The 15075-nt window shown below is 33.8% G+C and carries 12 protein-coding genes and 1 pseudogene; 5 read left to right on the top strand and 8 right to left on the bottom strand.

What is annotated here, in order from left to right; translation table 11 throughout:
• Positions 1-14 precede the first annotated feature (14 nt).
• Positions 15-1262 (bottom strand): imidazolonepropionase, encoded by a 1248-nt coding sequence (hutI, locus tag ISP08_RS03115; protein WP_048793045.1) that lies wholly within the window; start codon positions 1260-1262, stop codon positions 15-17.
• The gene (hutU, locus tag ISP08_RS03110) at positions 1262-2923 is read right to left on the bottom strand and encodes a urocanate hydratase (RefSeq protein WP_195719340.1); all 1662 of its coding nucleotides are present in this window, start codon (positions 2921-2923) and stop codon (positions 1262-1264) included. The genes hutI and hutU overlap by 1 nt, the downstream gene beginning before the upstream one ends.
• Positions 2924-3131: 208 nt before the next feature.
• On the opposite strand from hutU, the gene ISP08_RS03105 reads away from it, so the two are divergent.
• Entirely contained in the window at positions 3132-4016 is an 885-nt protein-coding gene (locus ISP08_RS03105) for a LysR family transcriptional regulator (protein ID WP_048793047.1), read from the top strand.
• On the opposite strand, the gene hutG is transcribed toward ISP08_RS03105, so the two are convergent.
• The gene (gene hutG, locus ISP08_RS03100; protein WP_048793048.1) at positions 3994-4926 is read right to left on the bottom strand and encodes a formimidoylglutamase; all 933 of its coding nucleotides are present in this window, start codon (positions 4924-4926) and stop codon (positions 3994-3996) included. The two genes, ISP08_RS03105 and hutG, sit on opposite strands and share 23 nt — an antisense overlap.
• Before the next feature lie 256 nt (positions 4927-5182).
• Between hutG and sdpC the strand changes: the two genes are divergently transcribed.
• Positions 5183-6607, top strand: coding sequence for a peptidoglycan release complex CPBP-like subunit SdpC (sdpC, locus tag ISP08_RS03095; protein ID WP_195719339.1), 1425 nt, complete (start codon positions 5183-5185; stop codon positions 6605-6607).
• Between the two features lie 45 nt (positions 6608-6652).
• On the opposite strand, the gene ISP08_RS03090 is transcribed toward sdpC, so the two are convergent.
• Entirely contained in the window at positions 6653-7345 is a 693-nt protein-coding gene (locus ISP08_RS03090) for a ribose 5-phosphate isomerase A (RefSeq protein ID WP_195719382.1), read from the bottom strand.
• 187 nt (positions 7346-7532) lie between these two features.
• Here ISP08_RS03090 and ISP08_RS03085 point away from each other — a divergent pair.
• Positions 7533-8186 (top strand): annotated as a pseudogene (locus tag ISP08_RS03085) (MOSC domain-containing protein).
• A 46-nt stretch (positions 8187-8232) separates the two neighbouring features.
• Here ISP08_RS03085 and ISP08_RS03080 read toward each other — a convergent pair.
• The 3 genes from ISP08_RS03080 to ISP08_RS03070 form a co-directional block, all read right to left on the bottom strand.
• Positions 8233-9249, bottom strand: coding sequence for an aldose epimerase family protein (locus tag ISP08_RS03080; RefSeq protein ID WP_195719338.1), 1017 nt, complete (start codon positions 9247-9249; stop codon positions 8233-8235).
• Positions 9250-9560: 311 nt separating this feature from the next.
• Positions 9561-10796 (bottom strand): ABC transporter permease, encoded by a 1236-nt coding sequence (locus tag ISP08_RS03075; RefSeq protein ID WP_195719337.1) that lies wholly within the window; start codon positions 10794-10796, stop codon positions 9561-9563.
• Complete coding sequence (locus tag ISP08_RS03070; RefSeq protein ID WP_048793054.1) at positions 10789-11688, bottom strand: ABC transporter ATP-binding protein; 900 nt, start codon at positions 11686-11688, stop codon at positions 10789-10791. The genes ISP08_RS03075 and ISP08_RS03070 overlap by 8 nt, the downstream gene beginning before the upstream one ends.
• Positions 11689-11915: 227 nt before the next feature.
• On the opposite strand from ISP08_RS03070, the gene ISP08_RS03065 reads away from it, so the two are divergent.
• Positions 11916-13529 carry a ribulokinase gene (locus ISP08_RS03065; protein ID WP_195719336.1) on the top strand — a complete coding sequence of 538 codons (1614 nt, stop codon included), beginning with the start codon at positions 11916-11918 and terminating at the stop codon, positions 13527-13529.
• 112 nt (positions 13530-13641) lie between these two features.
• On the opposite strand, the gene ISP08_RS03060 is transcribed toward ISP08_RS03065, so the two are convergent.
• Positions 13642-14235 (bottom strand): DUF805 domain-containing protein, encoded by a 594-nt coding sequence (locus ISP08_RS03060; protein WP_195719335.1) that lies wholly within the window; start codon positions 14233-14235, stop codon positions 13642-13644.
• Between the two features lie 182 nt (positions 14236-14417).
• Between ISP08_RS03060 and ISP08_RS03055 the strand changes: the two genes are divergently transcribed.
• Complete coding sequence (locus ISP08_RS03055) at positions 14418-15029, top strand: DNA-3-methyladenine glycosylase (RefSeq protein WP_195719334.1); 612 nt, start codon at positions 14418-14420, stop codon at positions 15027-15029.
• Positions 15030-15075 lie beyond the last annotated feature (46 nt).

The following is a 15075-nucleotide window of genomic DNA, read 5'->3' as shown; positions in this document are numbered from 1 at the left end:
CTATTGTTATAATGCTATGCATTAATTGTTGATTCTGATATCGCATTATCAAAAATAATACGTCCATCTTTGATAACTTTATCTGCATGGTTAACACCAAAATGATATAAAATATATTCATAATTCGGTGCATCCCATAAGACAATATTTGCTTTATCACCTTTATTAATTGTACCTGCCTCACTGTCTATTGCTTTTGCAGCATTGACAGTTACAGCGTTCCATATTTCATTTGAGGATAACTTCAATTTAAGTGATGCAATAGACATTACGAGTTGTAAATTATTCGTTACACAACTACCCGGGTTAAAGTCGGTTGCAATCGCAATAGCCCCATTATTGTCTATCATGCCTCTTGCATCTGCATATTGCTCTTTACCTAAATAGAATGTCGTTCCTGGTAAAATAACAGCAACAGTGTCACTATTATTTAATTTTTGTTTACCTTCTTCACTTGAAGCAACTAAGTGATCGGCACTAATTGCATCTTCGTCTATTGCCAATTCTAATCCACCGAGTGGATCAATTTCATCAGCATGTATCTTCACTCTAAATCCAGCTTCTTTAGCAGCTTCCATATATTTTTTAGATTCTTCTATCGTAAAGACACCTGTTTCACAAAATATATCCGCAAAGTCTGCATATTGTTTGGCTTCCGGCAACATTGCAATCATTTCATCTAAAAATGCTTGATTAGATGTAGCATCTTTAGGAATTGCATGAGGTCCTAAAAATGTATGTTTCATTTCTAAATTAAACTTGTCAGCTAATTGGTTAGAAACACGTAACTGCTTTAATTCAGTTTCTTTATCTAAACCATAACCACTTTTAGCTTCAACTGTTAACACGCCATGTTGCATCATAGTTAATAGTTGTTTTTCAGCTTTTTTCAGTAAGTCAGCCTCTGAAGTATTACGCGTAGCTTCAACTGTTGAAAGTATGCCGCCACCTTGTTCTAATATTTCAAGATATGACACGCCTTGTCTCTTCAAAGCCATTTCGTGTTCTCTAGAACCGCCGTGCACTAAATGCGTATGCGCTTCAACTAAAGATGGTGAGACAACTTTATCGCTTGCATCAATTGTTTCTTTAGCTTCATATTCATCAGTATATTCACCGGAATATACAATTTTGCCATCTTTAACAACAACTGTACCATTGTCAATCGTTGTCAATTCATCTAACTCTTTCCCTTTTAATGGTCGATTAGTAGATTTAGGTAAAATTAACTGTTTAATATTTTGTATAATTAAATCATTCATTATTGATCACCTTCTCTATCTATCATTGGAATTTTGACACCTTGTTCTTTGGCAACTTTTACTGCTGATTCATAACCCGCATCAACATGTCTTGCTACACCCATACCTGGGTCTGTAGTCAGTACTCTTCCTAAACGTTTATCTGCACGTTCTGAGCCATCAGCTACAACTACCATACCTGCATGTAGCGAATAACCCATACCTACGCCACCACCATGGTGGAATGAAATCCATGAACCACCAGCTGCAGTATTAATTAATGCATTAAGGACAGCCCAGTCACCTACTGCGTCAGAACCATCTTTCATTCCTTCTGTTTCTCTGTTAGGACTGGCTACTGAACCTGAATCTAAATGGTCACGACCAATAACGATAGGTGCAGAAATCTCACCATCTCTAACTAATTTATTAAGTGCTAAGCCCATTTTGGCTCTTTCTCCATAACCTAACCAGGCAATACGTGACGGCAAGCCTTGATACGCAATTTTTTCAGATGCTAAGTCTAACCAACGATTCAGTTTTTCATTATCTGGGAATAATTTTCTCATTTCTTCATCTGCACGTTCAATATCTTTAGGGTCACCACTTAATGCAGCGAATCTAAATGGACCTTTACCCTCACAAAATAGAGGTCTAATATAGGCTGGAACGAATCCTGGGAAATCAAATGCATTCGTTACACCATTATTATAAGCAACTTGACGAATATTATTACCATAGTCAAATGCAATAGCACCTTGTTTTTGGAACTCTAACATTAATGAAACATGTTTAGCCATAGAAGCCTCAGATTCTTTTACATATGCTTTAGGGACACTCTCACGATAAGATTTTGCTTCCTCAACTGAATAGCCTTGAGGTACATAACCATTTAACGGATCATGTGCACTTGTTTGGTCAGTAATAATATCAATTTTAAAGCCTTTGTCTAATATATGTTGATGTACGTCTACCGCATTGCCTAAAAGACCAATTGATAAAGGACGTTTTTCTTTTCTAGCTTCATCTGCCATTTTTAGTGCTTCGTCTAGATTATCTGTTTTAACATCACAATATTTAGTAGCGATACGTTTATCAATTCTTGATTCGTCTACTTCTACGCCGATTACGACACCTTTATTCATCGTAACAGCAAGTGGTTGCGCACCGCCCATACCACCTAAACCGGCAGTCAATGTTACAGTACCCGCAAGACTACCGTCGTAATGTTGATTTGCTAACTCGCCAAAAGTTTCATAAGTTCCTTGCACGATACCTTGTGATCCGATATAAATCCAACTACCTGCAGTCATTTGGCCATACATCATAAGACCTTCTTTGTCTAATTCATGGAAATGATCCCAGTTTGCCCACTCTGGCACTAATACTGAGTTTGATATTAATACGCGAGGTGCTTCTTCGTGCGTTTTGAATACTGCAACAGGTTTACCAGATTGGACTAACATTGTTTCATCCGCTTCTAAATCACGTAAAGTATTTTCAATTGCCTCGAAAGCTTCCCAGTTTCTAGCCGCTTTACCAATACCCCCATAAACGACTAAATCTTCTGGTCTTTCTGCTACTTCTGGATCCAAGTTATTATAAAGCATTCTTAAAACTGCTTCTTGTTCCCATCCTTTACACTCGATATCTAATCCTTTTTTGGCTTGAATATTTCTCATTAACAACCACTCCATCCCATTGTTTAATTGCTATGTTCTCAATAAATTTCAGACTAAATATTAACCATATTGCATTGCTATAAATAGAAAATTAAGCATTTGTTTATTTACGCTATAGTGTAATTATATTATGCTTAATTATAACTTACCAATATAAATAAACTAATCATTAATAGGATAAAACTATAAATAGTAAAGGCGGATTTCCATGAAAATTATTCAGTTAGAATACTTTATTGCAGTAGTTAAATATAACAATTTCACTCAAGCCGCTAAGTTTTTACATATTAGCCAGCCTTCTCTAACGGCAACAATTAAAAAGATAGAAAGTAATTTAGGTTATGATTTATTCACACGTACAACAAAAGATATCAAAATAACTGAGAAAGGCATTCAGTTCTACAATTATGCAGTACAGTTAGTGCAGGAATACCATCAAACTATGGAAAAAATGCACGATTTAAAAATGAGTGAATCACCTAAAATTAAATTGTCTATACTAGAATCAACGAATCAATGGGTTTCACAAGTGATTGCAGTGCACCGTAAAAAATACGCCGATCAAACGTATTTAATTTCCGAAACACATAATCAAAACGATATTTTAGAACATCTATTAAATTTTGAAGAACATATCGTTTTATCAAATGAAAAAATCACACACGAAGCGATTCAATCCACACCGTTATATGATGAGTCCTATGTTCTATTAGCACCACATAATACCTTTACGCGCCAAAATATTACAATAGATGATTTACCATTGATTTTACCGAAAAAAGGATCACAAGTAAGACAACACCTAGATGATTACTTTAAGCGCGTGAGTCTACACCCTAATATCATATTAGAAGTTGATCGTTTTGAAGCGGCAACGAATTTTGTACATAAAGGTTTAGGATATGCCATTATACCGAGATTTTATTATCAATCATTTAACACGAATCAATTGGATGTCGTTAAATTTAAACCCAATTTAGGTCGTACGATTTACCTTAATTACTTAAAAAAAAGAAAGCACTCTACTAGAGTACTTTCTTTAATATCTGTATTTTTAAATTATTGGGATATTAACGTAAAAAATGATGAATAAAATTAGCTGTCAATTTTGCAGTTCTATTATCACTATCATATGATGGGTTCGTTTCAGCTATACTTACTGTAGAAACTTTATCGTTTGGTATGATGCGTTTAGCCAATTCCAACACGATATTTGGATATAAACCTAATACTGCTGGCGCACTTACACCTGGTGCATAAGCACTATCAATGACGTCCATACAAATTGTAAACATAATCACGTCATGTTCATGGACAAAACGATCCACTAAATCTTTAATTGGTGGTGAGACTTGATGCAATAATTCATCTGAAAAAACATAGTCTATGTTTCGTTCTTTTGCATAATCAAATAAAGCCTGTGTATTGCCACCTTGTTGTATACCTAAAACTAAATACGCAGTGTTTTCATCTTCTTCTAAAATTTGTCGAAAACTTGTGCCTGACGTAGACCCATCTGCAATTCGAGTATCAAAATGTGCATCGATATTAATAACACCTATGGACGAATCAGGATTTGCGGCTCTAACACCTAAGTATTGTGCGTAAGCAATATCATGCCCTCCGCCTAATAGAAATGTTTGCTTATGTCTTTTAACTGATTGGGTTACATATTGTGCAAATTCTTGTTGCGTTTCTTCTAATGTTTCATGGTCATGGGCTATATTACCGTAGTCAAATATTGGGTTAGTACGTAATACTGGTAGATTAGCAAATGCACTTTTTATAGCATTTGGGCCTTCTTTAGCGCCTATCCGACCATTATTTAATTCAACGCCCTTATCTACTTCATAACCGAGTATACCTACACCTTCACGTTGTGACTTTGTTGACGCTTCATTTAAATTACCGAATTGAATTGTTTGAAAATGGCGAAACTGGCTACTGTCCGTTTCGCTATCAATCCTACCTGTCCAAAGTTCAGTTTTTGGTAAATTATGCATACTCTTCCCCCTTTAAAACTAATTGAACACTTAAAGTATACGCTTACATTTTTTTGAATTCAATTCATACTCATTTATTACCCCGTTATAGGCTAAATAATTAGCCTATAACATTTAAATATGTCAATTTTAGTGAAATTTAACCCTACACTATTACAATTCAATGATATTTACTATATTTAATTTATTTCTACATTTGTAAAATGTATAATTAGGTGCGAATGAAATATTTAAAACCTAATTGGAGGTTACGTAAATGGATAAGCAACGTATTCCTGGTTTTAGATGGGCAATGATGATTTTTATATTTTATCTCATTTCCTATGCATTACCTACGATACTTAAAGATTTTCAAGGACAAGTGCCTTATAAATCTTTCGTTTTTGACTTGAGTGTTATTGCACCTTTTGTTGCAGTATTTATCTGTCTAATTATATTTGGTAGCAGAAGAATCCAATTAAGTGGTTTAAAATTCACATTGGGTCTAGATACAATCGTTAGACTTTTATTAGCAATAATAATTCCATTAGTGATTTTTATTGTAGCAATGACTAGCTTTAATGTTTTTGCAGATAGTTTCATCTTATTACAAGCTGAAGATTTATCAGTGACAATCACTACTGTAATTATTGGTCAACTAATCATGGCATTTTTAATAGAATTTGCCTTCCGTTCATATTTACAAAACATAGTGGAAAACCGCGTATATAATTTATTCGCATCTATTATCGTTGGTTTTTTATATGCGTTATGGAATGTAAATCTTAGTTTCGGTTTAACATATGCAATGTACAGCTTTTTATATGGTTTTGCATTTTCTATAATTGTTGGCGAACTTATTCGTGGCATGAGAGGACGTACAATTTATATAGCAACAGCCTTTCATTTTATTATGTCATTTGGCCTCGTTTTCTTATTTAATGAAGAATTGGGCAATGTCTTTGCAATGAAGGTTATCGCATATTCAACTGTAGCAGTCGGACTCGTTTATTTAATATTGAGTATGATCGTTAGAGCGATTCTTTACTTCTTTACAAGACGCAACTTTGATGAAATCGAAGAAAACAACTACATGGATCACCTTAATGATGAAGATGAAATAGACGCTTCTAATAAACATAACGCGTCACCCAATGCACTTCACAACGAAGGAACTGCAGCAACTTCTACAACAGATGTTGAGGACAAAGCAGTTACTGAAGATACTTCAATAACTGAAACAGAACCTCATGAAGCTGACAAAGCGACTGACGGCGATGACGAAGCCATCACGGAAAGTACAGAACATCATGACAATGCGCCAGTCTCTGAAGATAGTACAAGTGCTGATGAGACACCGGTCACTGAAGATGCGCCTGTTACTCAAAATGAGGATTCTGAACACCACCAAGTAGCATCAGAAGAAAGCAACGCATTTGGAACAACACATGAGACACAAAATCAACCAACAACTGATAGTGAACACGATGCACACTCAAATTTATCGCATCATGTGGCTAATGATACTGAAACCGAGACTTCTTCAAAGCATGTTACTAATGATGAACAACCATCTGAAGATAATGTGAATGCAGAAGATACACATGACAGTAATCAGAGTAATGAACGTGAAGACGATACTGCGAGTGATTACCACCGTACTTCGTTCCTTACAAAACTCAAAAAACGTAATAGAAGATAGTAATAAAAAGGACGTTAACACTTATAAATGTGTTAACGTTCTTTTTTAGTTTGCTTTATTAAAAACTTTCACGCCTTCTTGTGTACCAACTATTGCTTGATCTGCTATATCGATAAAATATCCAGTCTCTAATACACCTATTAAATGAATCAAATATTCATGAAATTCAGCCGGGTTAATGCCATTATGTAATGTAACATCCAATATATAATTACCGTTATCTGTAATAAACGGCACATCATCTGCCATTCGACGTGTCACTTCAAGTTTATCGTATGCTTCGATTTTTCTTGCAACGAGTAGCCAATTAAATTTATCCACCTCAACGGGTAATTTAAAGGTTTCGCCTAAATAACTCACCATTTTAGATTCATCAGCGAGTACAACAAATTTATTTGCCATGGCATCGATGACTTTTTCTCTAAATAATGCGCCACCGCCACCCTTGATAAGGTTTAAATCCGTATCAACTTCATCTGCACCATCTATTGCTAAATCTATATTGGTAACATCATTAATTTCTATTATTTTAATACCATGTTTTTTGGCAATGTAAGCTGTTTTATTTGAAGTACAAACGCCTGTTATATCGAGTTGTTCAGAAGTAACCTTTTCTGCTAAGTGTGGAATGAGTAATTCAATCGTAGATCCTGAACCAATTCCAATAACCATACCATCTTTTACTTGTTGCAATGCATCGTCAAATGTACTTATTTTTAACTGTTTCTTATCCATAATGCTGCCCCTTTATGACTATAGTTGTAATACCTATATTGTACATGAGAATGTTAAAAATATATAGCTAAAGTCCTTGTTTATCTTAATTATGATAAAATAATATCCATAATTAATTACCATCTTTTATGCTTCATTAATCATTATTTTTTATATATAATAAGCTTAATCTTGGGAATGGAGGCAACTTATGATTTACGAAGTCGAAGCAATATCTACAGGTAAAATTGAAGATTTAAACTATAGTAGCAAAAGACCCATGCGCTCTGCGCTCAACAAAGTACCTTTCACTGGTTCTATGTGGCTATCATTAACTGGTTTTACTCAAGATGAACAGGAATATAAAGACCACGGAGGACCAGATAAAGCAGTCTGCTTATTTAGTAAATCAAATTATGCAATGTGGCGAGATGATGTTGTTGAGCTTCCTACTTATGCTATGTTTGGTGAAAATCTTACTGTGGCTAATTTAGATGAACGCGAAGCTTATTTTGGCAATCAATACCAATTAGGTGACGCAATTATTTAAATATCTGAAATAAGGGAGCCTTGTTGGAAAATTCAAGCGAAATATCAAATTCCTGACCTAGTTAAACGGATGTCTACAACAGGTAAAACAGGCTTTTATTTCCGAGTTATCCAAGAAGGAAACGTATCAGATAATGACCATCTTAAATTAATAAAAACAGCCGAAAAAGATACGCAACTATCAGTTTATGAACTTAATGATGTTTATTATAATGACCGTAAAAATGCTTCACGACTTAGTTATGCTCTTCAAAACCCTTATCTTACAAACAAAAGAAAAGAGAAACTTCAGCGTTTATTAACACGCGCCCAATAACTATAAAAAGTATGGAATTAGTGCTAAGCACCAATCCCATACTTTTTTATACTTCTTTTTCAAAAATTTTATAAGATGTTTTAGAATAGAAAGGTTTGTTTGCTTCTATGATAGACTGGGCATTTTCACCTTCCAAGTTGATATCATTAGGAATACATTGTGTTTCTAGTGTAAATCCTGAATGCGGTTTATAAATATTAAAATTACTTTGCCAACTTGAAGTATTATTAAATGTAAAAATAACAACATTCGGCATATCTGTTTCTACTTTTAATAAAAAGTGCTTATTTTCAATAGTCATTTGGCCGTTATTTATCTCAAACGGATGATCCAAGCCATTATAACGCGTCATTTGTTGTTGCAATATAGGATGCGTCGTTTCAAATATATCTTTAAATTTAATCTTGTCACTTTCAAAATAATTTTTTAAATCGATGGGTTCTAAACTGCTAACTAAATTATCGTCGCCCAATGGATACAATGCTAATTGTTCACTACTAATATAATGATTATCGATAATATTATTGTCTCTATTTAAATTAAAATAAACATGATTCATCGGATTAAATAATGTTTTCTCAGTAGCAACGGCTTCATATTCAACAGTCCACTTATGTTCAACATTATATGTATGCGTCACTTTCAATTCAATATTACCCGGGAAATTATCGTCCTCACTTTTTATCGTAGTCTTAAAGATGATTTTAACTTGACCCACCTGTTCATGAATTTCATAATCAAAAAATTTAGTATCCAGACCATACGGTCCACCGTGAATATTATTCGGCCCATCATTCTGATTTAAAGTATACGTTTTACCATCTAACTCAAAAGTAGCATTTGCGATTCTGCCACTGTAGCGACCTATCGTGGCACCAAATTTAAATGGGTTCGCTTGATAAAACTCATCCGCTTCAACAATATTACCTAACACAATACTATTGTCATCATATTTCCATGAAATAATACGCGCACCAAAATTTGAAAATACTATTGTTGTTTCTTGATTTTCGATTTTTATTAATTCAATACCGTTACGCTGTTTTTCTACTTTTGCAAACATGTTAAATACTCCCTTTCCCACTAAACATCTTCATCAACAAATCGTTTTATTAATACAACAGTAATGCCGATGAAATGGTAATTGATATGCCTTAAAATACTAAGATGATTTACTATACCAATACTGCGTAAGTCAACTATTTAATAGTCAATACTGCAAACATCATTCAAATAAAAACATACAAGCAAATATAAACTTGTTGGGGTATGCCTGTATGTTTTCATTTTATTTACAAATTTAATATTTATAAGTTTCATTGTAACAATTATACAAATTGTAAATCTATACATTTTGTAAATTTACACAAATATTTAACTGCGTTTCAACAGACGTTTCATTGAAGCTTTGACACTTCGATCAAAACTTAAAATACTGTCTTTATAACTTCTTATTGCCACCCATAATAAGATAACTGCTGTAATTAGTGAGATAATGACACTAACAACAATTTCCCATACTTCGACGTTCGGAGATGATGAACGTACAAACATAGTAAACGGCGATAACATTGGAATAAAACTAGTGATTTTAGTAATTAACGCATCTGGATTCCAAACGCTATATAACGATACATATAAGCCAATCATTCCTAATAATGACATTGGCATAATAGATTGATTTATATCTTCAATTCGGGCAGTAATAGCGCCTAATATAGCTGCTAAGAACACGTAAGATAATACACCAACAATTAAATTAATCATACCTACGATTATAATTTGTGTAGTCAATGTGCCCGGCTGTACATCAAAACCTTTGAACATTTCTTTAACATCAAATGCAAAATAAGAAATAATGGCGACAATCACGAAAATTACGATTTGTGTTAATGCTACTGCTATAATCCCTGCTATTTTAGCGAGTATGTGTACCATAGGTGACACACTTGTAATAATCATCTCGATAACACGAGATGTCTTTTCTGTAGCAATTTCCATAGCGATTTGATTGGCATAATTGATAATGATAAAGAATAGCAACATAATTCCAGCATACACAACAATGATATTAAACGTTTTTTGAGCTTCCGATAAATTATTATTGTGTTGACTATCGGATATCATTTCTGTCGACACTTTACTTTGTGCTTGTAATGATTTTAATTCCGATGGTGTTAATTTCAAATTAGATGCTGTTATTTGTGTTTGTATCGTCGTCAACATGGCCTTAAACTTTTGTTGCTTTTGTCCAGATACCGTATCATGGCTTAGTATTTTACCGTTCAATTTGTTATCTGCTAAATTTACGATATACGCTTCGTCTAGCTTTTTACTTTTTATCTCTTTTTTGGCCTTGCTTTCTGACATTCTGTGATACGTGGCATCATCATTCAATTGCTTTTCTTGTGATTTAATCGCTTTATATAACTTATCATTATCCGCAACAATTCCTATTTTATCTCCACCATTATCGAATAAATCAATTATTTTATTAATGTTACCGGCAGCTAAGATTAATATCACAACAATTCCTGTGAAAATAAGAAATGATTTTGCCTTTACTTTGTTACGGTAAGTCAGTGCGAAAGTAGCTAAAAATCTATCCATTATAATCACCTACTTTGTCTATGAAGATTTCATTTAAAGAAGGTTCAACGACTTGGAATCTTTTAACAAAACCATATCTTACGACTATTTCATACACGTTTTCGGCTATGGCTTCATTTTCAATCGTTACCTTAATTTCTCGTTTGTTACGTTCCACATTTAATACACCATCAAGCGATTCTAACTCAGGCATTTCATGCGTAGTTTCTATCATTACACTCTTATTACCGTGATTAGCTTTTACTTCATCAATTTGACCGGCAACGACTAACTTACCATTATTTAAAATACACACATCATCACATAATTCTTCAACGTGTTCCATCCTATGTGAACTATATATAATTGTCGTACCTTGGTCGTTTAGTTCTTTTACTGCAGACTTTAATAATTCTACATTAACTGGATCCAAACCACTAAAAGGTTCATCTAAAATTAATAATTGTGGTTGGTGTATCATGCTTGCTAGCAATTGAATTTTTTGTTGATTCCCTTTTGATAATGCTTCAATTTTTTTGTCCCTATTTTGTACAATATCAAATCTATTGAGCCAATAATCAATTGCTTTTTTTATGTCTTTTGACTTCATTCCTTTTAGTGTAGCCAAATAAAACAACTCATCATACACTTTCATCTTGGGATGCAAGCCACGTTCTTCGGGTAAATAACCTACATAGTCATATTGTTTTTTGTCTATCTTTTTACCTTTATAAGTAATTTGTCCCTCAGTGATAGGCGTTAATCCTAAAATCATTCTAAATGTCGTTGTTTTGCCTGCCCCGTTACGTCCAAGAAAGCCTAGCATATTACCTTCTTCTAGTGTAAGGGAAACGTTATCAACAGCTTTAAACTCTTTATATTTCTTGGTTACGTTTTCTATACGCAGAGTCATTACACACCTCTCCTTATATATCATTTTTATATTATTTCTAACGATAATTATGTATTTCTTCTGCTTAAACTAATTACATCATAGCACTTTCAAGTAAACAAAAGAATGGTTTACTGTAAGTTTACGAGTTGCACAACTTTACAGCATGAAATGTAAGCACTATCATTAGTTTACAATCTTTATTTAAAATATAAATAATTACCTATTACAAGGAGGATTCACCCGATATGAGTTACAGTATTGGCATAGATTATGGCACAGCCTCTGGAAGAGTATTTTTAGTAGATACATCAAACGGAGCTATCATTTCAAGTTATATTAAAGAATATCCACATGGTACAATTTCTGGATCCTTAAATGGTCAAAAATTGCCACAAAATTATTTTCTACAACATGCCGAGGATTATACCCAAATCCTTGAACAAGGTGTAACTCATGTATTAAATGACAGTCAAGTTAACCCTGATGAAGTCATTGGTATTGGTATTGATTTCACAAGTTGTACGATCGTCTTTTTAGATGACAATTTTGAACCATTACATACTCAATCACAATTCGAAAACAACCCACATGCCTATGTTAAATTATGGAAACATCACGGCGCACAAGCACAAGCTGATCTCATGAACGAAGTAAGCGCAAAACATAATAAGCACTGGTTAGATAACTATGGTCATAGTGTAAACTGTGAATGGATGATTCCAAAAATATTAGAAGTAAAACAACAAGCGCCTGAAATTTTAGAAGCTACTTCATACATTATGGAGGCTGGTGACTATCTCGTTAGTTTATTAACAAACAAAAATTTACGTTCTAATTGTGGTATTGGTTTTAAAGGTTTTTATAATGAAGAAGAAGGTTTTAATTATGACTTTTTCGCTGCTGTAGATGATGAATTACCACGTATCGTCAAAGAAAAATGTGAGGCACCGGTAGTCAAAATTGGAGAAAGTGCTGGCTCTCTTAGTACGCACTATCAACAGCTATGGGGATTAAATGCAGATGTTCAAATCTCTCCTTATATTATTGATGCACATTCAGGCGTTCTAGGTGTAGGTGCCATTCAACAAGGTGAATTCACACCAGTCATTGGTACTAGCACATGTCATCTAATGTTAGATGCTAAGCAAGCGCCAATCCCAGCTATTACAGGTTCCGTTAAAGATGCTATTATACCTGGACTTTATGCTTATGAAGCCGGTCAAGCAGCTGTAGGTGATTTATTTAATTATTCAGCACAACAAGCTCCTAAAGCTATCGTTGATGAAGCAGAAAGACAAAATATATCGGTGTTAGAACACCTTGAAAACCTAGCGCAAGAAATAGCAATCGAAGACCAACACGTAACGGTATTAGATTGGCACAATGGCAATCGTAGTATTTTAAGCGATAGCCAACTTACGGGTAGTATTTTCGGTTTAACGTTACAAACGCCTTTTGCAATGATACATCGTGCATATATAGAAGCAACTGCATTTGGTACCAAACTCATCATGCAACAATTTGAAAATAATAATATACCAGTACATACCGTATTTGCTTCAGGTGGTATTCCTAAGAAAAGTGACTTACTTGTAGATATATACGCCAATGTATTAAATAAAGAAGTAGTGGTCTTGGATTCTAGTAATGCAACCGCATTGGGTGCTGCGATGCTTGGTGCTAATGTCGGCGGTGCTTATGTCGATTTGGAAACGACTGTAGCAAATATGAAGCAAGCTGTTTTATATCGTAAACAACCCGAAGAAGCAAAAGTTAAAGCCTATGAACATTTATTTACCAAATACAAAGCTTTACATGACTTACTTGGTAGAGATAATCCGTCATTATCTTACATTTAAAAAATAGCAATTAACTGTCAGACCTAAACTTGCTAGTAATTATAAAAGCCAATCAACTTGTTAAAAAAGTTGATTGGCTTTTAATATCGACCTATTAATTTAAATTATCATGTTAGTTATTTATATTTTGCTCATGAGATGACTCACCATGATTATTAACTTCTGCGTCTTTATATTTTGGACTCACTCCATATTTATTACGTTGACGTTGACTATCCAGACAACATACTACAATTTGATATACACTTAATACAAATACTACTAAATATAAAATTAAAGCAATAATTGAACCCGTTAAATTATTGTTATCTGATTGTTGTACATTAATAATTGAAGGTACAACATTAATGATAATTGAAAACACGAATAAGATAATTGGCATGACCATAGTTCGGCCAGTATCATGAAATCTTCTTATCAACAGTGCATAATTAGGAATAAGCGTTGCTAAACCGTAGACCACTAAATAAATCCAACCTATTATAAGACACAGTACACTTACACCTGATGCGCTCGTATTATTATCAATAAGACCCATTATCAAGCCTATTACGCCACCAACGAGTAATAATATACCTGGGATACACACAATAATATGCCATAACACCGTATACCAGTACTCGCTTCTTCTTGAGCGTCCAGTAAAATTAACGTAGTTTTTCCAAAACAACTTGTATGCAGTACCAAAACCTACTTTTGATGTCATTCTAATTCAACTCCTTTATTATGTCGTATATTAAATGTAAACTATATGTATGAACGAAAATTTCTACAACTTATGTATTATGTAGTTTAACAAATTATTACAAAAATATATATACTATTTTGAAAATAACTAAACTTTATAATTACTATGTTTTATATTTATTTTTAGGAGGCATATAAAACGTGGATTTTTTACAACGTGATACCACAACAATTGCTAAAGATTTATTAGGCGTTAAAGTGATTTATCATGATGAACAGCAAACATTCACAGGTTATATCGTCGAAACAGAAGCCTATTTAGGCTTTGATGATAGAGCTGCGCATGGTTTTAATGGTAAACGCACGCCAAAAGTGGCATCTTTATATAAGAATGGCGGTACCATTTATGCACACGTGATGCATACGCATTTATTAATTAACTTCGTCACACAACAAGCTAACATACCCGAAGGTGTGCTTATTCGAGCAGTAGAACCTGAAGAAGGGATAGAAACGATGGCTTACCGTCGTGGTAAAACAGGATATGAAATGACTAATGGACCGGGTAAATGGACAAAAGCATTCAATATCCCTAGGCACATAGACGGCTCTAGACTCAATGAAGGCAAGTTAATGATCGATACCAAAAACAGAAAATATCCAAGAGCCATTGAAGAAAGCGGGCGAATTGGTATACCTAACAAAGGAGAATGGACACACAAGCCTTTACGATATACCGTTAAAGGAAATCCTTATGTTTCACGACTCAAAAAAGCTGCTATGCGCCCATCAGATGAAACTTGGAAATCATAATAACAAATAAAAAAGCTACGATAACAACACTTGTTATCGTAGCTTT

Source organism: Staphylococcus lloydii, assembly GCF_015775975.1.
GTDB lineage: Bacteria > Bacillota > Bacilli > Staphylococcales > Staphylococcaceae > Staphylococcus > Staphylococcus lloydii.
Note: the sequence above shows the minus strand (reverse complement) of the source record. Positions and strands in the feature narration are given on the sequence as shown.

What these genes read in the sequence shown, in the direction of transcription:
- ISP08_RS03060 (WP_195719335.1), bottom strand. Translation starts at nt 14,235, where the DNA reads ATGACATCAAAAGTAGGTTTTGGTACTGCATACAAGTTGTTTTGGAAA.
- hutU (WP_195719340.1), bottom strand. Translation starts at nt 2,923, where the DNA reads ATGAGAAATATTCAAGCCAAAAAAGGATTAGATATCGAGTGTAAAGGA.
- hutG (WP_048793048.1), bottom strand. Translation starts at nt 4,926, where the DNA reads ATGCATAATTTACCAAAAACTGAACTTTGGACAGGTAGGATTGATAGC.
- ISP08_RS03105 (WP_048793047.1), top strand. Translation starts at nt 3,132, where the DNA reads ATGAAAATTATTCAGTTAGAATACTTTATTGCAGTAGTTAAATATAAC.
- ISP08_RS03080 (WP_195719338.1), bottom strand. Translation starts at nt 9,249, where the DNA reads ATGTTTGCAAAAGTAGAAAAACAGCGTAACGGTATTGAATTAATAAAA.
- ISP08_RS03070 (WP_048793054.1), bottom strand. Translation starts at nt 11,688, where the DNA reads ATGACTCTGCGTATAGAAAACGTAACCAAGAAATATAAAGAGTTTAAA.
- ISP08_RS03075 (WP_195719337.1), bottom strand. Translation starts at nt 10,796, where the DNA reads ATGGATAGATTTTTAGCTACTTTCGCACTGACTTACCGTAACAAAGTA.
- ISP08_RS03065 (WP_195719336.1), top strand. Translation starts at nt 11,916, where the DNA reads ATGAGTTACAGTATTGGCATAGATTATGGCACAGCCTCTGGAAGAGTA.
- hutI (WP_048793045.1), bottom strand. Translation starts at nt 1,262, where the DNA reads ATGAATGATTTAATTATACAAAATATTAAACAGTTAATTTTACCTAAA.
- sdpC (WP_195719339.1), top strand. Translation starts at nt 5,183, where the DNA reads ATGGATAAGCAACGTATTCCTGGTTTTAGATGGGCAATGATGATTTTT.